The sequence below is a fragment of the Nocardia brasiliensis NBRC 14402 genome (genome assembly GCF_000308475.2).
Lineage (GTDB): Bacteria > Actinomycetota > Actinomycetes > Mycobacteriales > Mycobacteriaceae > Nocardia > Nocardia brasiliensis.
In genome coordinates, this window is sequence record NZ_BAFT02000065.1 from 1 (window position 1) to 22,917 (window position 22,917).

Sequence of the window (22,917 nt, forward strand, 5' to 3'; positions counted from 1 at the left end):
CCGCGTCGGCGACCCGGCCAACGGCACCGGCGAACGTCGCAAGACCGCGGGCGGACCGCCCTCCGGCCCGCCGCCGCGGCGCAACGGCGGCTCCGGTGACGGTTCCGGCGGTGGCTCCGGCAAGCGTCCGGGGCAGAAGAAGAAATCACCGTGGCGGATCGTGCGGCGCGTCATCTACGTGCTGATCGCGATGATGATCCTGATCCCCAGCGGCGTCTTCTTGATCGCGTACACGACAGTGTCGGTACCCCAGCCGCAGGATCTCAAAACCAATCAGGTGGCGACCATCCTCGCCGCCGACGGCGAGTCGGTGATCAGCAAAGTCGTTCCACCGGAAGGCAACCGGACCGACGTCACGATCGACAAGATCCCGCCGCACGTGCGGTACGCGGTGATGGCCGCCGAGGACCGGGACTTCTACTCCAACCCGGGCTTCTCGATCTCCGGTTTCGCGCGCGCGGCCCGGGACAACGTGCTCGGCCGGGAGAGCGCGGGCGGTGGTTCGACGATCACCCAGCAGTACGTGAAGAACGCACTGGTCGGCGACGAACGCTCGCTCACCCGCAAGATGCGCGAGCTGGTCATCTCGGCCAAGATGGCGCGCCAGTGGAGCAAGGACGAGATCCTCGCCGCGTACCTGAACACCATCTACTTCGGTCGCGGCGCATACGGCATCGACGCCGCGGCCAAGGCCTACTTCGGCAAGCCGGTGCAGGACCTCACGCCCGCCGAGGGCGCGGTGCTCGCCGCCACCATCCAGCAGCCGTCCGGCCTGGACCCGGAGAAGAACCCGGAGGGCGCGAAGACCCGCTGGAACTACGTGCTCGACGGCATGGTCTCCGGCGGCAACCTCTCCGCCGCCGACCGGCAGGCGATGCAGTACCCGCAGGTGGTCCCGGTCGCGACGACCAAGGACAAGACCCTCGACACCGGCCCGGAGGGCCTGATCAAGTCGCAGGTGCTCAAAGAGCTGACCGCGGAAGGCATCAGCGAGCAGCAGCTCAACACCGCGGGCCTGTCGATCACCACGACGATCGACCCGAAGGCGCAGAAGGCCGCGGTCGACGCGGCGCAGAAGAAGATGCAGGGCGAGCCGGAGCAGCTGCGCACCGCGGTCGTTTCGGTGGACCCGAAGACCGGCGCGGTGCGCGCGTACTACGGCGGCGAGGACGGCCAGGGCTGGGACTTCGCCAACGCGGGCCTGCAGCCGGGCTCGTCGTTCAAGGTGTTCGGTCTGGCGGCGAACCTGGAGCAGGGCGTGCCGCTGTCGCAGCTGTACGACAGCTCCCCGCTCACGGTGAACGGCATCAAGATCACCAACGTGGAAGGCGAGCAGTGCGGTATGTGCACCATCGCCGAGGCGCTGAAGCGCTCGCTGAACACCAGCTTCTACCGGATGCAGATCGATATGGGCAACGGCCCGAAGAAGATCGCGGACATGGCGCACAAGCTCGGCATCCCGGAAGCCATTCCCGGCGTGCCGAAGACGCTGACCGAACCGGACGGCTCCGGCCCGAACAACGGCATCGTGCTCGGCCAGTACCAGGTGCGCGCGCTCGACATGGCTTCGGCCTACGCCACTTTGGCCGCGTCGGGCACCTATCACAAGCCGCACTTCGTGCAGAAGGTCGTCACCGCCGACGGTCAGGTGCTGCTCGATCGCGGTGAGGTCGCGGGCGAACCGCGCGTCTCGGCCGCGGTGGCCGACAACGTCACCGCCGCGATGAAGCCGATCGCGGCCTGGTCGCGCAACCACAACCTGGCCGGTGGCCGGGAGTCGGCCAGCAAGACCGGTACCGCCCAGCTCGGCGACACCGGGGAGAACAAGGACGCCTGGATGGTCGGCTACACCCCGTCGCTGTCCACCGCGGTCTGGGTGGGCAGCGTGGACGATTCGCCGCTGCGCAACTACGGCGGCGGCATGATCTATGGTTCCGGCCTGCCCTCCGATATCTGGAAGGCCACGATGGACGGCGCCCTGCAGGGCACGCAGAACGAGACCTTCCCGAAGCCCGCCCCGATCAAGGGCCAGGCGGGCGTGCCGGAGTGGTCGGCCCCGTACACCCCGCCGTCGACCACCGAGGCGCCGTCGATCCTGCCGCCGATCTACATCCCGCCGACGATCGACACCCCGTTCGGCCCGATCCCGCTGCCCGGCGGCCAGCCGCGACCGCAACAGCAGCAACAGCAGCAGCCGCGCAACGAGCAACCCGAGAAGCCGGACGCCGGTCCGCTCCCGGGCCAGCCGGTGGCTCCCTCGGACGGATCGTCGCCGACCGCCACCGGTGCGCCGCGCCCGGGCACCAACGGGCAGGGCGATACGAACGGAGCTCCCCCGACCACGCGCAGCAGGTAGGTCTGGTCGGGTGACCAGGGGGGAACAGGTGCGCGACGCACCCGACGGTGATCGCCCGGTAGCCTCGGGTGCCGTGACTGATCAGCAGCTGGTGGATCAGCGGGCGAACGGGAGCGGACCGCACGCGAGTGAGGTGCCTTCCGGCACGGCGTATTACGTCGCCCCCGGCCCGCTCGCGCCGGACCTGCGCTCGGCCGACGCCCGCGATCGGCCCAGTCGCAACGACTCGCTGACCGCGCAGCTGTCCACGGTGATCGGCGGTCCGGTCGGTGAGCACGCGCTGATCGGCCGGGCCCGGTTCTGGACGCCGATGCGCGTGCTGCTGGCCTTCACGGTCGTGTTCCTGGCGTTCGGCTGGTTCGGCAAGGCGGGCTGCATCCAGCAGACCACCACCGCCGACGGCGCGCTCACCCTCGATTGGAACAACGGCCGCCAGTATGTCGCGATGTGCTATTCGGACACCGTGCCGCTGTACGGGGCCGAGCGGTTGAACGAGGGTGCGTTCCCCTACAAGAAGTTCTGGATCGAGCAGACCCCCGACGGCGGCCGCGAGACCCGGTACATGGAGTATCCGGTGCTGTCCGGTCTCTACCAGTACCTGTCGATGCGGATCGCCAAGGCCTGGGACATGACGCCGCTGCCGGGCGCGTTGCAGGTGGTGATCTACTTCAACGTCGTCGCGCTCGGCCTCGCGCTCGCCTGGCTGGTCACGGTGTGGGCGACCGCGCAACTGGCCGGGCGCCGGGTGTGGGACACGGCGCTGGTCGCCTGTTCACCGCTGGTGATCGTGCACATCTTCACCAATTTCGACGCGCTGGCAACGGCTTTGGCCGCGACCGGCCTGCTGGCCTGGGCCCGCAGGCGACCCGCACTGGCCGGATTGCTGCTCGGGCTCGGCGGCGCCGCCAAACTGTATCCGCTGCTGTTGCTCGGCCCGATCGTGCTGCTGTGCCTACGCACCGACCCGATGCAGCGCATGCCGAGCACCCAGGCCGGCCTGCGGCTGCGCGATATCGACAGCGTCGCGACCGCACTGGACTGGGTACGCGAAACGCCCTACCGCGTGCACCTGCTCGGTGCGCGCCCGCTCGGCGCCGCGGCGGTCACCGTCACGGCCGCGCTCGGCACCTGGCTCGTGGTGAACCTGCCGATCGCCGCGCTGTACCCCACCGGATGGCGAGAGTTCTTCCGGCTGAACACCTCCCGGCACGCCGACCCGGACTCGATCTACAACGTGATCACCTCGTTCACCGGCTGGGCCGGTTTCGACGGGCAACTCGCGCACGGCGAACCGCCGGTGATCCTGAACGCGGTATCGCTGCTCGCGTTCATCGCGGCCTGCGTGGCGATCGGCTACCTCGCGCTCACCGCGCCGCAGCGCCCCCGGCTCGCGCAGCTCTGCTTCCTGGTGGTGGCGGCGTTCCTGCTGACGAACAAAGTGTGGAGCCCGCAGTATTCGCTGTGGCTGGTGCCGCTGGCCGTGCTCGCGCTGCCGCACCGCCGCATCCTGCTCGCCTGGATGACCATCGACGCCCTGGTCTGGGCGCCACGCATGTTCTACTACCTCGGCCTGGACAAGAAGGGCCTGCCCGAGCAGTGGTTCACCGGCACCGTCGTGCTGCGTGACCTCGCGGTGATCGCCTTGTGCGCCTTGATCGTTCGGCAGATCTATCGCCCCGGCGAAGACCTGGTGCGCCGCGACTACGTGGACGACCCGATCGGCGGCATCGTCGACCGTGCGCCCGATCCGCTGCTGCCGTGGCTGCCCGAGGTACTGCGCCCCCGGGTGGCGCCCACCCGCGCATGGCAGCCGCAGGTGGACGCGTCCGCTCAGTGGGTGCGCAGGTAGCGCGCCAGCCGCTCCGGTTCCTGGATGAGCAGATCCAGATCGAGCTGCCACGGGCTGCCGGTCCACGGATCGAACAGCGGCGTCCCGGCCACGGTCGGCAGGTGCCGGCACGACTGCGAGAGCATCGCGACCGTGGTGTCGGTGGAGTCGGATTCGTCGCTGCCGACGATCACCGTGGACAACCCGATCAGGTCGCCGCGCATGATCAGCGAGCCGATCCGTTGCGCGTCCGAACTCTGGTAACCGTGCGGGAAGTCGGCCGCGATCAGGATCCGGTGTTCGCTCGGCGGGCCGGCCATACCGCTGGTGAACGCGAGCTCGGCCAGTTCGGCGGCCTGGACCAGTTCCTGTAGCCGCGCGGAGATCTCCGTGTGGTCGGTGATCGGCGGGCCGTTCAGCACCGGTGCGAGCGGCTCGGTGAAGCTGGTGAAGGCGCCGGTCAGATCGATGATGTCGACCACGGTACGCCGCTCCGGCGCCGCGGTGAGCAGCCGGGCGAGCAGCGCGCCGACCACCGGCGCGACCGCCTGCGACGACTCGGTGTCGATCCACAGCGGCCGATTCAGCGGCACCGGAACGCAATACGGCACCCGCAGCGAACCGCGTTCTTGCGCGTACAGCTCGCCGAGCCGGATGCCGTCGCTGGGCGCCACCGGCTTGTCCCACGCCGGTGCGTCCCAGGACGCCAGCGCGGGCGGCAACATCAGGTCGGCATCGGCGAGCTCGCGGATGAGCTGTTCGCTGTCGCGCTGATGATTTCGTTCGGCGGTGGCGATCAAGTCGTCGTTGCGCTGCTGGGCGGCGCGGCGCGCCGCGTCGGCGGCCGGAGTGTTCCTGGTCGCGGGATCCGAGACAGCGGCGGACAATTCGTGATCGAGCCGTTTGGCCGCGTAGTCTCGCGCGGAGACCAACGCCGCGGCCGACCGCGCAGCGTCCTCGAAGATCATCCACAGCCGTTCCAGGCCGTGTCCGACCTCCGTCGGTGTGGCGGTGACCGAGCGCACCTCGCTCGCCATCGGCCCGGCCATGGTGTGCGCGACCGGGCCGGAGCGGGATACGTCCGCCGGCTGGGGCACGCCGCCGGTCTGCGCGGCCGAACCGGTCTGCGCGGCCGGGTCGGCGGGCTCGTCCTCGACGTCGACGCCGTGCGCGGTCAGCAGCACCGCGAGCCCGCCCGCATACCCCTGGCCGACCGCGCGCAACCGCCACTCGGGCCCGCGCCGGTACACCTCCAGGCAGATCAGCGCCGCCTCACCGGCCGCCGGGGTCACCACGAATTCCGCTGCCGCCGAACCATTCTCGGACAGCGTCGCGGTCACCGCGCCGAGCCCGCCCGGCCGCGCGGGGACCGCCGGGTCGGCGCTGACCACCAGCAGCACCGCCTTGGCGTCGGCGCGGACCTCGGCGAGCGTGACGGTCACCTCCGCCTCGGTCAGCGCCACACCCGCGGTGCCGGGCTGGTTGTAGAAGACGAAATCGTCCGAGGAGAACACCTTCAGGTTCTCGGCCACCACCAGCGCCGAAACATCCAGTGCCGCTTCGGCGTGCGCGCCGAACCGGACGATATCGCCGGTCAGCGGCATGTTCTGACCGGCTTTGAGTTGAATCACGTTGTCTGCCTTGCTGTCCGCGCTGCCGAACTCAACCGTGCTGCAGGAACCGGCCGAGGTGCGGCATCGCCTCGCCCGGATGCTTGGCCGCGAAGCCTTCACCGAGCGCCTGCATCTTCCAGTCGTTGCCGACCCGGAAGACCTTGGCCATCGCCATCGCGGTGAACGGCATCCCGCCCGCCATCGTGTACCGGGCCAATTCGGCGTTGTTGGAGCCGTCGACCAAGCGGCAGAAGGCATTCTGGATCTGCTCGAAGGTGTGGCCCTTGTACGAGGTCACGATGAACACCAGCGTGCTCACGTGCGCCGGGATGCGGGTGAGGTCGACCAGGATCACCTCGTCGTCGCCCTCGCCCTCACCGGTGAGGTTGTCGCCTTGGTGCCGGATCGAGCCGTCCTTGGAGGTCAGCTGCCCGTAGTAGGCGACGTCCACCGGGTTCGTATCGGCGAACAACACCACCGACGCGTCGAGGTCGACGTCCACGGTGCGGTTGCCGAACATGCCGCGGCTCTTCACCGGATCCCAGCCGAGGCCCATCTTGACGAAGGTCAGGGCGGTGCCGCCCTCCTTGCGCAGGGTGACCCGCTGGCCCTTGGTCAGGCTGACCGGGCGGTCCTTGCTGAGGCTGACCTCGGCCGGCGGCTGCTGCGGGGGCGGCGCGACCGGTTGCCCCGGCTGCTGGAAGCCCTGTGGCTGGCCCGGCGGCGGGTACTGACCACCCGGACCGGGCGGCGGCGGGTAGCCGGGCCCCGGCGGCGGGTAACCCGGGCCGGGCGGCGGGTAGCCGCCCTGCGCGAACTGCGGGTCCTGCTGCGTCGGGTACGCGGGTGTGGTGGGCGGCGGGTAGTTCGGCTGCTGCTGCGGGGGCGGCGGCTGCGTCGGGTACGCGGGCGGCGGAGGCGGCGGCGGGGCGGCCTGGGCTGCGGGCTGCGACGGCGAATCGTCGACCGTCACGCCGTGGTCGGTGACCAGCGCGGCGAAACCGCCCGCGTAGCCCTGGCCGACGGCACGCACCTTCCAGCTGCCCTGCCTGCGGTAGAGCTCGAGCGCGATCACGATCGACTCGCTGCTCAATCCGTCGATCTGGTACTCGTACAACCGATTACCGGCCGAGTCCGACACGATCGCGGTCGGCGCGGGGAACCGGCCGAAGTTGCTGTTCGCGTCGTCCAGCGTGATCACCGCGCGGATCTGATCGATGTCCGGCGGCACCGAGTTCAACGACACCGCGAGCGAGGCGGGCTGTCCGGCCGGCGCGGGCTGCAGGTTCACCCCGGGGCCGCTCGGCTGGTTGAAGAAGACGAAGTCCGCGTCGGAGCGGACCTTGCCCGTTTCGGTGACCAGCAGCGCGGACAGATCCGCCGGCGCCGTGAGCTGGATGGACACCACCACGTCGTTCGTGGCCAACGGACCGTTTTGGCCCTTGGCGAGTGTTGCGGACAAGTTCGACCCTTCGCTTGTCGGTGCGTTCGATGCCACTCTACGAGAAACGTGCGGGACACGGTTCAGGTAAACGCCGCCCCGGCCCCGTCAGTTCTGCGGGCATACCGCCTGCATTCACCCCGGATGGACCGGATCTGTGGATAGAATCCGTCGCGCTGCGCCTATCAAGGTGACGAAACGCGGGCGGAATGTGGCGCGATTACCCCATATTCACTGACAAGAACAGCAGGGCAGACACCCACATGGCGCAACTTTTCGAACAATCCAAGAAGGTGATCGAGGCGCACCTGGCCGGAACCAGCCTCCGCGCGATATCCGGCTCGATGATCGCCTACGAGGGCAACGTGCAGTTCAAAGCGGCCGGTTTCGGCGGCGGCGACGGCGTGATCGCCGGACTCAAGCGCCGGGCCACCGGCGAAAAGCTCTCACTGATGGAGTGCTCCGGCAACGGGCGGGTGTTCTTCGCGGTCAACGGCCAGCACGTGACCGTGGTGAACCTGAACAACGAGACCCTTCAGGTGGAATCGCAGCAGCTGCTCGCGTTCGCCGGAAACCTGCGCACCGACGTGCGCTTCGCCGGCCTGCGGGGCGCGTCCACCGGCGCCGGCCTGTTCACCACCACGGTGACCGGTCAGGGTCAGGTCGCCCTGTTGTCGGCGGGCGGCCCGCTGATCCACCTCGAGGTGTCGCCGCAGTATCCCCTGGTGGTCGACCCCGACGCGTTCGTCGCGGCGCGCGGCAACCTCAATCAGTCGTTCATCACCGATATTTCGTGGCGGACCGCGGTCGGCCAGGGCGCCGGCGAGACGTTCTCGCTGCGCTGGGACGGCCAGGGCGTGGTGTTGATCCAGCCGGCGGAACGGTAAGGGCGAGTACATGTTCGAGAAAGTCAACGGCAAGGTCGTCAAGGTCAACGTCGGGATGTCGGGCGGCGTGGTCGCTCGCACCGGCGCGATGCTGTTCTACACCGGCGACGTTTCCTTTGCGCCGCACCAGATTCCAGGCGGTCAGGGGATGGGCGGCGGCGGCGGGCTGATGCGCATGGCGGGCCGCATGATGGCCGGTGAGCACGAACGCACCATGCTGGCGCAGGGCAACGGCGAGGTGCACTACGGCTATGCCGGGCTGGAGGTCCACGTGGTGCACATGCAGCCGGGCGCGACGCTGCGGGTCGAGGCCTCGCGGCTGCTGGCGAACACCGCGGGATTGCAGAGTTCGATTGTCTCCGTGATGAGTTCGGGCGGAGGCGGTGGTGGCGGCGGACTCATGGGCGCGCTGCGCGGCGCCGCCTCGGGTGCGCTCACCGGCCAGGGCATGTTCACCACCCAGCTCTCCGGGCAGGGCTCGGCGGTGCTGCTGGCCCACGGCGGCTTCCTGGAATTGCAAGTGGGCGGGCCGAATCCGATCGTGGTCGATCCGCAGGCCTTCGTCGCCGCGTACGGCAATGTGCAAACCGAGCTGAAGACGGCACTCAGCTGGCGCGACGCGGTCGGCCGCGGCGCGGGCGAGGCGATGCAGTTGCACTGCGTCGGACAGGGTGTGGTGTACGTGCAGGCCTCCGAAGAGAAGTTGTGACCATGGCTGACATCTTGAACCCGATGAATCTCGGGGACAGCGACAACATTCCGGGCAACAGCTACGCGTACTGCATCGACCTGAACAAGCCCTGGTTCATGCGCAAGGGCGCGATGATCGCCTACTACGGCGACATGCGCTTCCAGACGCTCACCCACGGCCTGCAGGGCGGGCTGCTGCACATGGTGTCGCAGCAGTTCTCCGCGCCGCTGTTCACCGGCGACTACGTCGTCGCCGAGGGCCACGGCAAGCTGATCATCGGCGACCGCGGCTACGACATCAATTCCTACGACCTCGAGGACAACGGCAACCTCACCATCCGCGCCGCCAACCTGCTGGCGTTCGAGCCCGGCCTGTCGCTGAACCAGTCCATCGTGCCCGGCTTCCTCACGTTGATCGGCACCGGCAAGTTCCTCGCCTCCTCCAACGGTCCGGTCATGTTCGCCGAGCCGCCGTTGCGGGTCGACCCGGAATCCCTGGTCGGCTGGGCCGACTGCCCGTCCCCCAGTCATCACTACGACCAGCGCTGGATCGGCAGTTTCCTCGCCGCGGGTGCGGCCCGGTTCGGCGTCAACTCCGGTGAGGAGCGCCAGTTCGATTTCACCGGCGCGGGCACGGTGCTGATCCAATCCAGCGAGAAGGTGCTCAGCGACGAAATGCTGGTCCGCACCATCGAGGGACAGATCCAGAGCGGTATCACGCCGCCCGGCTTGCAACGGTTGCAAGCCACCATCATGCAACAACTCGGCAACCAGCAGCACTACTGACCGGCAGGCGGCCCGGAGGAGGACGGATCCTCCGCCGGGTCGTTCGTTCGGAGGATCCGGGGCGCCCTGGCGCACGACTAGTTTTCCGGCAGGACTACTTGCCGGGAGGCCACCATGAGCGTCGGGTTGCTGATCGCCGTCTTCGTCGGCGTGCTCGTGCTGATCGTGAAGCGTTTCGCCGGGGAGCCGGTGGACGCGCGGGACACCTTCCTCACACCGTTGATCCTGGTGGGCATCGGCGGATACAGCGTCATCCATGTCGAAGGGCTCGACGGCACCGATATCGGGTGGCTGGTGATCGGGGCGGTGATCGGCATCGCGTTCGGCGCGGTGCGCGGCACCACCACCGTCCTGTTCGAACGCGACGGCTACCTGTGGCAGCGGTACACGGTCAAAACCCTTGCCGTATGGGGTGTCTCGACCGTCGCGGGTTTCGGCGTCGGCGCGCTCGGCAGCGTCATGGGCATGCACCCGGAGGCCCGGCCGATCACCCTCTCGATCGGCGTCGGCATGCTCGGCGAGATGCTCACCCTCGGTCTGCGCGCGCTGGCCAGCGGCGTCCCCTTCGCTCCCGCCAAGCCCACCGGCGGGTCGTCCGACAGCGCCGGCGCACAAGGGAACTCACCGACCCTCGACCGTTTCCTGCGCAACCTCGGGCACCCGGGCTCCGCCCAACCGCGCGAGAGTCGCCCCCAGCAACAGCAGTGGTCTGATCGCTTCCCGCAGTACCGCCGCCCGTCCGAGCCGGAGAATCACCAATCCGGACCGGACGACATTCGGCAGGAACGCCCGCGGAGGTCAGGCGACACCCGACCCGACCGCTTCCCGGCGTATCCCGAGCCGGAGAATCACCAGACCGGACCGGACGACATTCGGCAGGAACACCCGAGCGGGCCAGCACCCCGTCTCGTCCACTCCCCCACCTTCCGCGACGGCGTCGACTGGCTACGCACCCGCCGCCGGTAAGTTAGTGCCGAATTCCCGCACCCCGCCTGACTTTTCGCACCCGCTGCGGCAGGCCAGAGCGGGTGCGCGAAGTCAGAAGTGGTGCGTGGTGCCAGACGAGGTTCGTGCCACCAGGGGGTGCGCGGCCAGAAGATCCGCGTGCTGACAGAAGCGACGTGCCGTCAGAAGGAGTCCGCGCCGCCCGATGGGTCCGCAGAGTCAGAAACGGTCCGTGCGATCAGCAGCGGCCCCAGCGTTAGCAGCGATGCGCGCGATCAGAATCGGTGCGCGCGGCCAGACGCCATGCACGCGCGACCAAACACGGCACGCACGACCAAACACGGCACGCACGAGCAGACGCGGCACGCGCGACCACACGCCGCACGCACGACCACACGCGGCAAGCACGACCACACGCCGCAAGCACGACCACACGCCGCACGCACGACCACACGCCGCAAGCACGACCACACGCCGCAAGCACGACCACACGCCGCACGCACGACCACACGCCGCAAGCACGACCACACGCCGCACGCACGACCACACGCCGCAAGCACGACCACACGCCGCACGCACGACCACACGCCGCACGCACGACCAGGAGGAGGTGCGGTTGGCCGGAGGGGCGCGGCTCAGGGTGGGGTGGGGCGGGAGGACCAGGCGTCGCGGAGGATGGTCCGGATTGCGGAGTGGGTTGGGGTCCAGCGGAGTTCGCGGTGGGCCCGGGTGCAGTCGCTGATCAGACGGGGTGGCTCCGGCTGCGCCGATCGGTATTCGACGGGGATGGGCCGACCGGTCGCCTCGTGCGCCGCGGCGATCAATTCGTTGACGCTGGTGCCGGTTTCGCTGCCGATGTTGTATGTCCGGCAGGGCAACGGTGCGTCCCGCTCGACCGCTGCGACGAAAGCCTGTGCGGCGTCGTGGATATGCACGTAGTCGCGGACGGCGGAGCCGTCACCGTTGACGGTCAGCACCGGACTCTCCCCCGCGGCGGTGGCGAGGATGCGCGGGATGATCCGGGTCGGATCGCGATCGTCGCCGCCCGCGATGTTGAACAGGCGCAGGATGATCGCGTCCAGGGCACCGGTGGCGGCGTGGGCGGCGATCACCGCTTCGGCGGCGTGTTTGCTCGCCGCGTAGGGATGGGACGGGCGGTCCGGCAGATCTTCGGGCATCGGCTGCACCTCTGGTGCCCCGTAAATCGCAGCGGTGGAGGCGAATACCAGCTTGCGGGCTCCGCACTCGCCCATCGCCCGCAGCAACGCGACGGTACCGCCCGCGTTTACCTCGAAGTAGCCGAGCGGATCGGCGAACGATTCGCGAACCCGGGTGCGCCCCGCCAGATGGCAGACGATGTCCATGTCCCGGACGGCCGCGCCGAGCGCGGCGGTGTCGCGCAGGTCGGCGGGGCGAACCGGCACGCCCGGCGGCACATCCGCGCCTTCGCGCCGGACCAACCCGACCACCTCGTGCCCGCCGGACCGCAACGCGGCGACCACCGCCCCGCCCAGGTAGCCGTTCGCCCCCGTCACCAGAACCCGCACACTTCTCCTCTCGACCACTGGATAGTGCCAGGTCGAGACGGCGGCGGTCAGTTGTAGCCGCTGAACTCCCACGGGTCGTGGGCACTGAACACCGACACCTTGTCTCCATGCTCGCGGACGAGTTCGCGCAGCCGCGCCCGGGTGCCGACGCGCAGGTCGTGATGCACCTCCGAGCTGGTCTGCACGACGTCCATGACGGGGTGCGGATGATAGGGCTGGGTCAACTCGCGGTGATAGTAGTAGGCATCGCCGCAATGCAGCAGCCATCGATCGTCCTCGCGCACGGCGACTCCGGTGTGCCCCGCCGTGTGCCCGCCGAGCGGGATGAGCTTGAAGTCCGACGGCAAACCCGTCAAAGGCGTTGCGCGGAAACCGAACCAGTCTTCGTCGCCGTCCGGGTGATAGGTGACCCAGTCCGGACCATGCGCCCAATGTGCTTCGCGGTAGCGGAAGTTCGGACCTTCCGCCTGTGCGGCCGCCAGTTCGGCGGCGAGCACGTGCACCTTCGCCTGCGGGAAGTCGGGCAGGCCACCGCAGTGGTCGACGTCGAGGTGGGTGAGGATGATGTGCCGGACGTCGGTGGGCGCGTAGCCGAGGCGGGCGACCTGGCGGATCGCAGTCTCTTCGGGATCGAGCAGCGGCTGGGCCATGGCTACCCAGTCCGCGCCGAGTGTGCCTTCCGGGTCGCGGACGTTGTCGAGCCCGAGCCCGGTCTCGACGAGAACCAGCCCGTCCGAATCGGTTTCGACCAGCAGGCAGTGGTTCACGGCGGGTGCGGGCTGCGGTCCCGGGTAGGTCGCGTCGATCTGCCGCAGCGATCCGCAATTGAGGTGGTGAAGCTTCATGGCGAGTAGTGTTCAACTTGAAGCGCGCTTCAAGTCAAGGAGAACCGTGGCCGATTTTTTGCTGGACATCGCCGAGGTGGCAGACCGCTGCGGCCTCGCACCCTCGGCGCTGCGGTTCTACGAGCAACGCGGCCTGATCGCGTCCGCGGGACGCAACGGACTGCGCCGGACCTACCATCCGGACGTGCTCGGCCGCCTCGCGATGATCATCTGCGCCCGCGAGGCGGGCTTCACCCTCGCCGAGATCACCCGATTCACTCGCGCCACCCCCGGCGACACCGATATCCGGACGAACATGGCGCAGAAGGCCGTCGAGCTGGAGGACGACATCGCCCGACTCATCCGCATGCGCGACGGTCTGCGCCACGCCGCCACCTGCACGCACGAGGTGCTGGTGGACTGCCCGGAATTCAAACGCACCCTGGCGAATCCGGCCCCGCGCACGGCCCGGACGCGGAAATCATCGAGCACCCCGCGACGGCGTTCCGGCGCAGCCTGACTCAGTCCTGCTGCTGCGGTGAGCCTTTGATGAACCAGTTGATGATCTCCTCACCCGCGAGGATGCCGGTGGCCCGGGTGATCGTGAGGTTCGGATGGGTCCAGTTGAGATGTTCGAGTTCGCCGTGCCTCGGGCGGATGGCGTAGTCGGCGGCGCGCAGCATCTCAGCGTCCAGCGCACCGTCTCCGGCGGCGAAAGTTCTCGACTCGGTGGCCAGTTCACCTGATTCGAGCAACCTGCGCCGCACCTCGGCGACCGCACGGCTCTTGCACACCACCTGCGGCATCGTGTAGATCTTGCGGCCCTGCTGCGAGGCGGACCAGCCCCGGGGGCGGCACCATTCGTCCCACTCCGCGAGGAATCCCTCGGGCACCTCCTTGGGGCGAACCACGAGGTAGCAGAACAGATCGTCGGCGACGCGGAATTTCGACACCCACGAATCACCGATGCGGGCGCGGAGTTCGGTGGTGATCTCGGACAGGGTCGCGCCGCCCGCGCGCACCTTGGCGTCGATATCGATGCGCCAGCGCAGATCGGGCACACCGTCGACCAGAATGTTGCCGCCGTTGCTGGTGATGGCGTAACGCCATGGCGCGCCGGGCAATTGGATGCGATTGAACTGTTTGATGGTGCGGGTGGTGGTCGGCACTACCGCGGCCGGCTGCGTGAGGGTCTGCATGCGCAGGGCGGCGGCGGTCGTCATGAACGACAGCGGGGCGCCCTCGAGGTGCTCCACGCAGACCGTCGGTACCTCGGGGTGCGCGCTGAACGCGTTGCGCGAGTAAATCATCGTCCGGTCCAGGTCGGTGGCGACCAGCGTGTGTCTTCGTAGTCGACCCAACTCCATCATGCACCCAGCTCCATTATCCAGTCGGTTCCATCATCATCTGAGCTGCTCGGTCACGACTGCACGTCCTTGATCAGCCCCATGCACGAGTACGCCAGGCCGGACACCACCTCGACCGGCACCCCGCGCGCGGCGGCGAGCAACCGGATGTGCGCGTGTTCGGGTGCGTCGGCCTCGCGCACCAGCACCCGCCACGGCAGCCGGCGCAGCAGCACCCGGGTGGTCTCGCCCACCCCCGGCTTCACGAAATTGACGCTGGTGATGCCGTATTCGGCCCGCACCTGCTCGACCGACGCCCACCCGGTCCAGGTGGGCGTGCGCACACCGGCCCGAACCGCGGCGACGGCGCCGGGCACACGGTCGCGGACCGCGTCGAACGCGGCGGCCACCGTGTCCAGCAACCGGTTCGACACGTCGTCGCCGGCCAGTTCGCGATAGAACTTGGCGCCGTGGAACTCGCCGGGCCCGATCAGTTCGTCGTTCAGCACGGTGCGCGAGATCAGGCCGGAAACAGTCGAATTGAGACAGGCGGAGGCGATGAGGAAATCGTCACGGGTGCCGTAGGTGCGCACACAGTGCCCCGGGTCGGCGAGCACGGCGAGTTCGTCGTTGAAGCGCGCGCCGCCCGCCGCATGGTAGGCGTCCAGCGCTTCGGTCAGCTCGTGCGTGATCGCACCCTTGCCGGTCCATCCGTCCACGAACACGATGGACGACGGATCATGTTGTGCCGCAAGATAATCCAGTGCCACCGCGTCGATACCGCGACCGCGCACGATCGAGACGGCATAGTGCGGCACGGTCAGGGAGGGCCGCCCGGCGGCCCGCCCGGACCGCAGCCAGCGCCGCATCAGGATGCCGATCGGCGTCCCCGCCCGCGCGAGCGAGACCAGGACGATGTCATCGCCGCGTTCGGCCACCACGAGTTCGGCGACCGTCGCGACCGCGAGCGCCAATCGCTCGGCGCTGCCGGCGAGCACATCGTCGAACAGCGCGCGATAGGCCGCGTCGGGCTGGTATTCGATCGGCAGCGATTCCGCGTAGTGCGCCACCCCGGCTTGGATCCGCCGTTCCCGTTCCACCACATCGGCTTCCAGGTCGACGGCGGAGAGGTCTTTCAGCAGCCAGCACACCTCGTCGGCCGCGTACGAACCGAATTCCGGGCCGTACAGCGGCGTCGGCAGTCCGGTGGACGCGACCTCGGCCGCAGTGCCGGTACGCAATTCGGCTCGCGCCGCATCCAGCGCCCGCGGGTCCGCGCCGGGCAGCACCGCGACCAGGACGTCGGCACCGGAGGCGGTCAGCACATCCACCAGACCACCGTCGGCGACCAGCTCGTCGGTATCGGCGGGTGGATCGATGACGACCAGCAGCACCGGATCGGCGTCGGTGTCGCCGTCCCACTGCGCGTTGTACAGATAGCGCGGCGCTTCCCGATCGGATTCCGGTGCGGTGAAGCGGAATCCGCGCCGGAGCGGATACCCGGGCTCGTCCAGCACATACGCGGGCGAACGGGTGGTCGTCTGATACCGCACCGGCGTCCCCGCGTCGGCGAGCTCCGCCGCCAGTCGCAGCGGCAGATACATCAGCTCCTCGTGCCCGAGCACGATGACCGGCCGCTGCGGGAACTGCGCGCCGAGCCGGGCACGCAACAGGTCGGTGGCCGTCACGAGGGCCGCGTCGAACGCCGCGAGGTCGGCGCGCAGCACGCCGTGCCTACCGCCCTCGGGCACCGCTGCGGGCCAGGGCAATTCGAGCCTGGTGAACGAGCCGCGCTGTGCGGCAATCGGATTGAGCGTGGCTTCGGGAAGTTCGGCGACCGCGTCCACCAGCCCCGCGGGCAGCAGGGTCTGTCCCGAGGCCAGGCATACGGTGTCGATCCGCACGCCGATATCGGCGGCCGCCTTCTCGAACGCGGCACGGTCGGCCTCGACCCGCATATCCACCAGCGAGGCGAGCACATAGTGCGCACGCGGCGAAAAAGCGTGCAGTGCCCGAATCGCGTCGAGTGCCGTAGCGCCCGTGGATATTTCGTCGTCGACCAGAACCAGGGGCAGATCGTTGACAAAGATATCGGCGGGCACCGGCTGCAGTTGATGCGAGGTGGCGTGCGAATGCCCCTCTTCGAAACCGGTGAGCGTGTCGGCTTCGGCGACATCACGCCGGGTCGAATGCAGATAACCGACGGCCCCGATCCGCGCCGCGACACAGTGACCGAGTCCCGTTGCGGTCTCGGCGAATCCGAGCACCAGCGCGTCGCGCGCACCGAGCAGTTCCCGCACGACATCGCCCAGCCGGTTACCACCCTCGAGCACCACGCGGGGGTCGGTGGGCAGGTGTTTCCCGAGCACGGTGGAGACGAGCAGGTGCGCGCGGCGCTTGTTGCCGCGCCGCAACCCGGGCTGGATCAGCGCGGCGATGTCCAGCTCCGCGGGCAGCACCCCGACCGGGGCGGTGCCGAACGATTCCGCATGCTCCAGTTGGATTCCGAGATTCTTTGTAGCCCAGGGAGTTTCGATTATCTCGAGGGCGGTGCCGGTCATACCTTCACCAATGCGGTCAGCAGATCCACGAACGACACTCCCTTGTTGGCCACGCCGAACACCCGTGCGCGCAGCAAGGTCTGCCGGGCCCAGCTGCGATGCGGCCGCATCTCGTTCATCTTGTTCCGGTAGCCCGAGGCCGCCACCCCGCCGACATCGACCTGCAAGATGTCCAGCGCGTCGGAGTACTCCTCGTGCGTCACCACCGACAGCGCGTGCACCGCCGCCACATGCGACGGATGGATCACCGTCTTGCCCTGGATGCCGTTGGCCCGATCCAGCGTGATCTCCCGCAGCAGACCGTCCAGGTCCCGGCTGACCAGGTACTGACGGAACGGCACCGCGTCGGATTCCTCGAACGGCGCGGTGCGCAACAGCGGCCGGAACATGCGCTCGTGGTCGGCGAAGTACTCCCAGACCGGGCCGGTGATGACGAAACCGGTGCCGTCCGCGCGGCCCAGATAGTTCACGATGTCACCGATCACGTCGGCGACCACTCGCACGTCGTAGATGGTCAGGTCGCGGTCGCGCCGGATGCCGAAGGTCGAGCACATATCGGTGGCGCCGACCCGCACGGCCAGCACCCGGTCGCGATGCGCGCCGAGCAGTTCCGCGATCCGGGTCAGCTCCTGGTCCCGGGTCTGCCGGTGCACCAGGCCCGCCGATTCGAGCACCGGCATCCCGTAGATCGGCCGATCCAGTCGCCGCACCGCGGCGCTCAACGCCTCCAGATAGCGCGGACCCGTCGTGCTGTCGAACTTCGGGAAGACGAATCCGGTCAGCACCGAGGCGCCGGCATCCAACTGCTCGACGATCTCGGTGATGGTGTCCGCGTCGCGCACCCGGACGAACAGCAGCGGATTCGAATCCCCGTTGTGCGCCAGCGCGTCCAGCGTGCGAACCGTCTGCGACTTGGCCAGTTCGACCTCGTGATCGGCGACCGCGTCCTCGAGGTCGATCACCATCGAGCACACGCCGCGTTCGGCGCGTTTGCTGATGGTCAGCGCGAGGTCCGGCCGGGTCGCCGGCGCGTAAAGGGTCGCGCCCAGCGCGACCGCCAGTAATTCCCGATCGGTGTGGTCGTCACCGAACGGCTCGGGCTCCCGATGGAAAAGACTCCGTGCGTCCGGACCATGCAGCTGCCGAAAGTGGCGCAGCGGCATTCGCTTCCGCAGGGAAACTTCCCGCTGGACGGCGATGCCTGCGGTCATCGTTGGTCCATCCTCATTCTCGTCGTGGTCCTGCTTGTTTTCTCATTCGATCTACCACCCCGGCTATGAAATCCATGACGGTATCCAGCTCCGTCACATACGCCCAATAGTCGGGGTGCCGCCCCGACAGGCTCTCGCTGATTCGATCGATCCGTACGGCCTGCGCGTCGAGCACAGAACCCCATTCCGGGACGAGCTCGCGACTCACCGCGAGCATTTGCGCGTCCCGCAGCCGAAATCGTACGGCCTTGGCCTTCTCTTGCGGGTTGGACCGGACTTCCCGCAGCAAAGTCAGCCGTTTCGTGACGGCGTCGACCTGCTGCTCGGCCTTCGTGAGATACCCGCGGGCGGACGTGGTCAGATCAAGTGCAATCTCCGGGTTGTTCTCCGCCGCTGCCGCACGCGCCCGGGCCAGGGCATCGTCCGCGGCCTCGATGGCTCGCTGGCTTTCCCGCTCATTGTCAGCTAAGTCCGCCGAACTCGCAGCATTGAATTCGCGCAGCAGGGCCGAATAGGCCGGGCCGAGCCCTTCGGCCCTGGTCCGGGCCGCGGCCAGCCGGGTGGTCACCGAGGCGACCGCGGTTTTCGCCGCGGCGGCCCGAGATGGGGCCTGCGCCAACGCTTCTGCCAACGCCTTGGTGGTCGCCTCCAGCCGGTTCGCGGCATCCCGCACCGTGCCGGCCGGAGCCCCCGGACCTGCGGCTTCTAGTGTGACGAGGGCCTCATCCACGGCTTGGGCGCGTTGACGGACCGAGGGATAGTTAGCGAACTCGGACTCGGCCGCCTGCCTGCGCACGCCCGCCGCGCTGATCTTCACCTGCTGGGCCAGCTGCGGCACCGTGCCGAGCACCCCGACCGCTTGCTCGAGTTGTGCCTGGTTGGCGCGATAGAACTCGTCGACGGCACGAGCGGCCTCGACCAGCTGCCTGGTCACGGTGTCGGCCTGCGTCTGCCCCTGCGGCATCGGGGTCGCGTCGCGTTCGACCTGCTCGAGCTGCTCGGTCAGGGTCAGATACGCGCCCGACGCGTCATAGCAGCGGCTGCGCACCGGCTCCCAGCGCGCGGCCAGGCGCCGCTCCGGGAACACCTGCTCGGACGCGTGTACCGCCGCCTCCGCCGCGCTCTGCCGTCTGTCCATGTCGAGGAACGCCGACGCCAGCGACTGTCGCGCCTGCTCGATCCATTCGCTGTTCCCGGCTGAGCGGAACCATCCGCGCCTACGGCCTACCACGCCCCGATCTTAGAGATCTCCTCTGTTCACCGGGGGTTCTGCGGGTTCCTACGCAAGTTCGCGGAAACCTACTACTGTCGTAAGGCGTACCCGGCGATTCGGACATGCTGGGAACCAATGACGGACTATTGAAAGGGAATCCCGCATGGGTGTCAGTTTGTCCAAGGGCGGCAATGTCTCGCTGACCAAGGCGGCGCCTAACCTCACCAATGTCGCAGTCGGCCTAGGGTGGGATGTGCGGACCACCACCGGTACCGACTTCGACCTCGACGCCAGCGCGATCGCGACCGGCGCGGACAAGAAGGTGCTTTCCGACCAGCACTTCGTGTTCTTCAACAACCTGAAGTCGCCCGAGGGCGCCATCGAGCACGCCGGCGACAACACCACCGGTGAGGGCGAGGGCGACGACGAGGTCATCAACGTCGACCTGGCCAACACCCCGCCGACCATCGAGAGCATCTTCTTCCCGGTCTCGATCTACGACGCCGAGACCCGGCAGCAGTCGTTCGGTCAGGTCCGCAACGCCTACATCCGCGTCGTCGACCGCAGCAACAACAACGAACTCGCCCGCTACGACCTCACCGAGGACGCCTCGACCGAGACCGCCATGGTGTTCGGCGAGCTGTACCGTAACGGGGCGGAGTGGAAGTTCCGCGCCATCGGCCAGGGCTACGCCTCCGGCCTCGCGGGCATCGCCCGTGATTACGGCGTGAACGTCTAGGAATAATCCGCGGTTGCAGGGGGCCCGGCGACGGGCCCCCTCGTCGTGCGCTCGGGGTTGTCCGATTTGTCGGGAACGCTGACGGGCGCAGCACCGTTGGACAAGCGAGGGTTCTCCGGCCACGCTGGTACCGGCGGCGCCATCTCGGCTACATCAGATAAGCGATCGGACGGCAGACGTCCGGCCGACGCAAACGAAAGGTCCCCGCGTGGTCCTGCGAATTTTCGGCATGTCCATCATCGTGACGGTGCTGTCGCTCGTCGTGGCGTTCCTGTACGGCGGACCCACGGCCCTGGCACTCGCCGCGATCCTCGGCATCCTCGAAGTGTCGCTCTCCTTCGACAACGCTGTCATCAACGCGACAGTGCTCGAGCGGATGAGCGCGTTCTGGCAACGGATCTTCCTCACCATCGGCGTGCTGATCGCCGTGTTCGGCATGCGCCTGGTCTTCCCGCTGGCGATCGTGTGGATCACGGCCGGCCTGGACCCGGTGAAGGCCCTGGATCTGGCGCTGAACCCGCCCGCGGACGACGCGGCCTACTTCCCGAACGGCGATCCCAGCTACGAAACCCTGCTCACCGACGCGCATCCGCAGATCGCCTCGTTCGGTGGCATGTTCCTGCTGCTGCTGTTCCTGAACTTCATCTTCGAAAAGCGCGACGTCACCTGGCTGTCCTGGCTGGAGCGCCCGCTCGCCCAGCTCGGCAAGCTCGACATGCTCTCGGTGGTCGTCGCGAGCATCGGCCTCATCCTCACCGCGGAATTGGTCGCGGCCGAGGACGACCGGTCCACGGTGCTGCTCGCCGGCCTGCTCGGCATGGTCACCTACATCGTGGTGGACGGGCTCGGTTCGATGTTCCACACCGAGGAGCACACCGGCGACGGTCCGTCGGAACTGGTCAAGGCCACCGGTAAGGCCGGGTTCTTCCTGTTCCTCTACCTCGAGGTGCTCGACGCGTCGTTCTCCTTCGACGGCGTGATCGGCGCGTTCGCCATCACCTCCGATCCGATCATCATCGCGCTCGGCCTCGGCCTGATCGGTGCCATGTTCGTCCGCTCGATCACCGTCTACCTGGTGCGCAAGGGCACGCTGGCCGAGTACGTGTACCTGGAGCACGGTGCGCACTGGGCGATCGGCGCGCTGGCGGTCATCCTGTTCGTCTCCATCGGCGTGCACATCAACGAACTCATCACCGGCATGGTCGGTATCGCGTTCATCGGTGCGGCGTTCGTCAGCAGCGTGCTGCGCAACCGGCGGGAGAACGACAAAGAAGTCGACAGCGAACGAGAGCCGACCCCGGTAGGCTGATTTTCGGCAGGCAGCCGAAAGACTCGTGCGGCAGCGGCCCCTCCTGCGGGAGGACCGCTGCCGTTCCCATTTCTTCCGAGGGGGATCGCGCCATGGCGACCGACAGCAACGCCGGCGGGGTCAACCTGTCCAAGGTGACCCTGTCCAAGGCCACGCCCAGCATCAACCTCACCAAACCCGGTGAGCAGCAAGGCGCCATGCGGGTGAACCTGAACTGGTCGGCCGGCTCGAAAGGCTTCTTCCGCCGGTCCAAGCCCGTCGACCTCGACCTCGGCTGCCTCTACGAACTGGCCAATGGCAACAAGGGCGTCGTGCAGGCGGTCGGCAACAACTTCGGCTCGCTCGACGCCGAGCCTTACATCCAGCTCGACGGTGACGACCGCAGCGGCACCGCCGCCGGCGGCGAGAACATGCACATCAATCTCGCTCGCCCCGAACTGTTCCGGCGCATTCTGATCTTCGCGTTCATCTACGAGGGCGTGCCGAACTGGGCCGCCGCCGACGGCGTGGTGACCCTGTACCCGACCTCCGGTCCGCAGATCGAGGTCCGGCTCGACTCCCCCGTCGACGGCGCCCGCTCGTGCGCCATCGCTCTGCTGCAGAACCAGGGCAGCGGCATCACCGTGCATCGCGAGGTGCACTACATCAACGGCGCCCAGCAGCAGATCGATGAGGCCTACCGCTGGGGCATGAACTGGCATCGAGCCAGCAAGTAGCTCAGCGCGCCGCGAGCACGGGGCGCGCCACCGGTGGCCGCGCCGCAGCGGGTTTGCGCGAGGCGAACACCAGGCCGAGCAGCCCGACGCCCAAGCCGGCAAAGGTCAACGGCCGCACCGGTTGATCGATCAGCACCCAGGCGAGCACCGCGGTGACCGCGGGCGTCGCGAAGAACAACCGGCCGACCCTGGTGGCGTCCCAGTACCGCAGCATCGCGTTCAGCAGCAGGAACGCGGCCATCGAATTGACCAGCACCATCCAGGTGAGCGCCCCGGCGAAGCCGGGCACATCCCACACCTCGAACTGACCGGTCAGCACGGCCAGCACACCGGCGATCGGCGCACTCACGAGCACGTGCACCGCCGTCGACGCCCGTGGATCGACCTCGGGAACGAATCGCTTCTGATACACCGTGCCGATGCTCAAGCCGAGCAGGCCGAGCACGCACAGCAGCAGGCCGATCAGCGAGAAGGTCGGTTGGTCGAAGACGGCCAGCCCGACGCCGACCCCGCCGATCCCGAAGCCGAACCATTGCCGCGCCGAGACACTTTCGCCGAGCACCCCGGCGAACAGGGCGATGACCACCGGATTCAACCCCTGGACCAGCGCGATGACCGCGGCGGGCACGTGCTCGTTCATCGCGGTGTAGAAGGCGCCGAACTGCACCGCCTGCATGAGCAGCCCGGCGACGGCGACATGGCGCAGCTGCCTGCCGCGCGGCCAGGTGGCGTGCACCGCAACGGCATACGCCGCGAGCAGCAGGCCCGCGATGGCGAAGCGGGCGAACAGCACCGTCATCGGCGGCGCCGCGCCGACCCCGATGATGCCGGCGATGAAGGCGCTGCTCCACAGCACCACGAACAGCGGCTGCCCGGCCACCGACATGAATTGAGTGCGCACGTAC

Annotated in this window: 19 protein-coding genes; 10 read left to right on the plus strand and 9 right to left on the minus strand. The window is 68.4% G+C overall.

The window, feature by feature from the left end; translation table 11 throughout:
• Window positions 1–2,356, plus strand: a 2,356-nt coding sequence (locus TY25_RS22700) for a transglycosylase domain-containing protein (protein WP_042259056.1), incomplete at its 5' end; no start/stop codon positions are given.
• Window positions 2,357–2,489: 133 nt separating this feature from the next.
• Window positions 2,490–4,205: a glycosyltransferase family 87 protein gene (locus TY25_RS22705; protein WP_042259184.1), complete on the plus strand. Its 1,716-nt coding sequence runs from the start codon at window positions 2,490–2,492 to the stop codon at window positions 4,203–4,205.
• On the opposite strand, the gene TY25_RS22710 is transcribed toward TY25_RS22705, so the two are convergent.
• Window positions 4,187–5,815 (minus strand): TerD family protein, encoded by a 1,629-nt coding sequence (locus TY25_RS22710; protein WP_052383124.1) that lies wholly within the window; start codon window positions 5,813–5,815, stop codon window positions 4,187–4,189. The genes TY25_RS22705 and TY25_RS22710 overlap by 19 nt on opposite strands.
• A gap of 31 nt (window positions 5,816–5,846) precedes the next feature.
• On the minus strand, window positions 5,847–7,259 hold the full coding sequence (locus TY25_RS22715) for a TerD family protein (RefSeq protein ID WP_042259057.1): 1,413 nt from the start codon (window positions 7,257–7,259) through the stop codon (window positions 5,847–5,849).
• A 242-nt stretch (window positions 7,260–7,501) separates the two neighbouring features.
• On the opposite strand from TY25_RS22715, the gene TY25_RS22720 reads away from it, so the two are divergent.
• The 4 genes from TY25_RS22720 (at window position 7,502) to TY25_RS43675 (ending at window position 10,567) form a co-directional block, all read left to right on the plus strand.
• Window positions 7,502–8,125, plus strand: a complete 624-nt coding sequence (locus tag TY25_RS22720; protein WP_029900846.1) for an AIM24 family protein — start codon at window positions 7,502–7,504, stop codon at window positions 8,123–8,125.
• Window positions 8,126–8,135: 10 nt separating this feature from the next.
• Window positions 8,136–8,834: an AIM24 family protein gene (locus TY25_RS22725; protein ID WP_029900847.1), complete on the plus strand. Its 699-nt coding sequence runs from the start codon at window positions 8,136–8,138 to the stop codon at window positions 8,832–8,834.
• A 2-nt stretch (window positions 8,835–8,836) separates the two neighbouring features.
• Window positions 8,837–9,601, plus strand: coding sequence for an AIM24 family protein (locus TY25_RS22730; protein ID WP_014989055.1), 765 nt, complete (start codon window positions 8,837–8,839; stop codon window positions 9,599–9,601).
• 114 nt (window positions 9,602–9,715) lie between these two features.
• Entirely contained in the window at window positions 9,716–10,567 is an 852-nt protein-coding gene (locus TY25_RS43675) for a hypothetical protein (protein ID WP_063602749.1), read from the plus strand.
• A gap of 614 nt (window positions 10,568–11,181) precedes the next feature.
• On the opposite strand, the gene TY25_RS22740 is transcribed toward TY25_RS43675, so the two are convergent.
• Both TY25_RS22740 and TY25_RS22745 read right to left on the minus strand, forming a co-directional pair.
• Window positions 11,182–12,093 carry an NAD-dependent epimerase/dehydratase family protein gene (locus TY25_RS22740; RefSeq protein WP_042259058.1) on the minus strand — a complete coding sequence of 304 codons (912 nt, stop codon included), beginning with the start codon at window positions 12,091–12,093 and terminating at the stop codon, window positions 11,182–11,184.
• Window positions 12,094–12,140: 47 nt separating this feature from the next.
• A complete protein-coding gene (locus TY25_RS22745; protein WP_042259060.1) occupies window positions 12,141–12,938 on the minus strand; it encodes an MBL fold metallo-hydrolase in 798 nt (265 codons plus the stop codon).
• 46 nt (window positions 12,939–12,984) lie between these two features.
• Here TY25_RS22745 and TY25_RS22750 point away from each other — a divergent pair, with 46 nt between their 5' ends.
• Window positions 12,985–13,437, plus strand: coding sequence for a MerR family transcriptional regulator (locus TY25_RS22750; protein WP_042259061.1), 453 nt, complete (start codon window positions 12,985–12,987; stop codon window positions 13,435–13,437).
• 1 nt (window position 13,438) lies between these two features.
• On the opposite strand, the gene TY25_RS22755 is transcribed toward TY25_RS22750, so the two are convergent.
• From TY25_RS22755 to TY25_RS22770, 4 genes are read right to left on the minus strand one after another with little or no spacing between them, the layout of a single operon-like run.
• Window positions 13,439–14,287 (minus strand): haloacid dehalogenase, encoded by an 849-nt coding sequence (locus tag TY25_RS22755; protein WP_042259062.1) that lies wholly within the window; start codon window positions 14,285–14,287, stop codon window positions 13,439–13,441.
• Between the two features lie 50 nt (window positions 14,288–14,337).
• Window positions 14,338–16,824: a phosphoribosyltransferase gene (locus tag TY25_RS22760; RefSeq protein ID WP_081869027.1), complete on the minus strand. Its 2,487-nt coding sequence runs from the start codon at window positions 16,822–16,824 to the stop codon at window positions 14,338–14,340.
• Window positions 16,821–18,035, minus strand: a complete 1,215-nt coding sequence (locus tag TY25_RS22765; protein ID WP_014989062.1) for an HpcH/HpaI aldolase/citrate lyase family protein — start codon at window positions 18,033–18,035, stop codon at window positions 16,821–16,823. The genes TY25_RS22760 and TY25_RS22765 overlap by 4 nt, the downstream gene beginning before the upstream one ends.
• A 13-nt stretch (window positions 18,036–18,048) precedes the next feature.
• On the minus strand, window positions 18,049–19,266 hold the full coding sequence (locus TY25_RS22770) for a hypothetical protein (protein WP_081869028.1): 1,218 nt from the start codon (window positions 19,264–19,266) through the stop codon (window positions 18,049–18,051).
• A gap of 145 nt (window positions 19,267–19,411) precedes the next feature.
• On the opposite strand from TY25_RS22770, the gene TY25_RS22775 reads away from it, so the two are divergent.
• The 3 genes from TY25_RS22775 (at window position 19,412) to TY25_RS22785 (ending at window position 22,012) form a co-directional block, all read left to right on the plus strand.
• Window positions 19,412–19,987 carry a TerD family protein gene (locus TY25_RS22775; protein WP_029900856.1) on the plus strand — a complete coding sequence of 192 codons (576 nt, stop codon included), beginning with the start codon at window positions 19,412–19,414 and terminating at the stop codon, window positions 19,985–19,987.
• Between the two features lie 208 nt (window positions 19,988–20,195).
• Window positions 20,196–21,296: a DUF475 domain-containing protein gene (locus tag TY25_RS22780; RefSeq protein WP_042259068.1), complete on the plus strand. Its 1,101-nt coding sequence runs from the start codon at window positions 20,196–20,198 to the stop codon at window positions 21,294–21,296.
• A gap of 92 nt (window positions 21,297–21,388) precedes the next feature.
• Window positions 21,389–22,012, plus strand: coding sequence for a TerD family protein (locus TY25_RS22785; protein WP_029900858.1), 624 nt, complete (start codon window positions 21,389–21,391; stop codon window positions 22,010–22,012).
• A 1-nt stretch (window position 22,013) separates the two neighbouring features.
• Here the strand turns inward: TY25_RS22785 and TY25_RS22790 are convergent, their stop codons facing one another.
• Window positions 22,014–22,913 carry a DMT family transporter gene (locus TY25_RS22790; RefSeq protein ID WP_226887126.1) on the minus strand — a complete coding sequence of 300 codons (900 nt, stop codon included), beginning with the start codon at window positions 22,911–22,913 and terminating at the stop codon, window positions 22,014–22,016.
• Window positions 22,914–22,917 lie beyond the last annotated feature (4 nt).

Bases quoted from the DNA above. Each gene is read 5' to 3' on its own strand.
- TY25_RS22760 (WP_081869027.1), bottom strand. From the start codon at position 16,824: ATGACCGGCACCGCCCTCGAGATAATCGAAACTCCCTGGGCTACAAAG.
- TY25_RS22785 (WP_029900858.1), top strand. From the start codon at position 21,389: ATGGCGACCGACAGCAACGCCGGCGGGGTCAACCTGTCCAAGGTGACC.
- TY25_RS22730 (WP_014989055.1), top strand. From the start codon at position 8,837: ATGGCTGACATCTTGAACCCGATGAATCTCGGGGACAGCGACAACATT.
- TY25_RS22765 (WP_014989062.1), bottom strand. From the start codon at position 18,035: ATGACCGCAGGCATCGCCGTCCAGCGGGAAGTTTCCCTGCGGAAGCGA.
- TY25_RS43675 (WP_063602749.1), top strand. From the start codon at position 9,716: ATGAGCGTCGGGTTGCTGATCGCCGTCTTCGTCGGCGTGCTCGTGCTG.
- TY25_RS22720 (WP_029900846.1), top strand. From the start codon at position 7,502: ATGGCGCAACTTTTCGAACAATCCAAGAAGGTGATCGAGGCGCACCTG.
- TY25_RS22725 (WP_029900847.1), top strand. From the start codon at position 8,136: ATGTTCGAGAAAGTCAACGGCAAGGTCGTCAAGGTCAACGTCGGGATG.
- TY25_RS22755 (WP_042259062.1), bottom strand. From the start codon at position 14,287: ATGATGGAGTTGGGTCGACTACGAAGACACACGCTGGTCGCCACCGAC.
- TY25_RS22775 (WP_029900856.1), top strand. From the start codon at position 19,412: ATGGGTGTCAGTTTGTCCAAGGGCGGCAATGTCTCGCTGACCAAGGCG.
- TY25_RS22745 (WP_042259060.1), bottom strand. From the start codon at position 12,938: ATGAAGCTTCACCACCTCAATTGCGGATCGCTGCGGCAGATCGACGCG.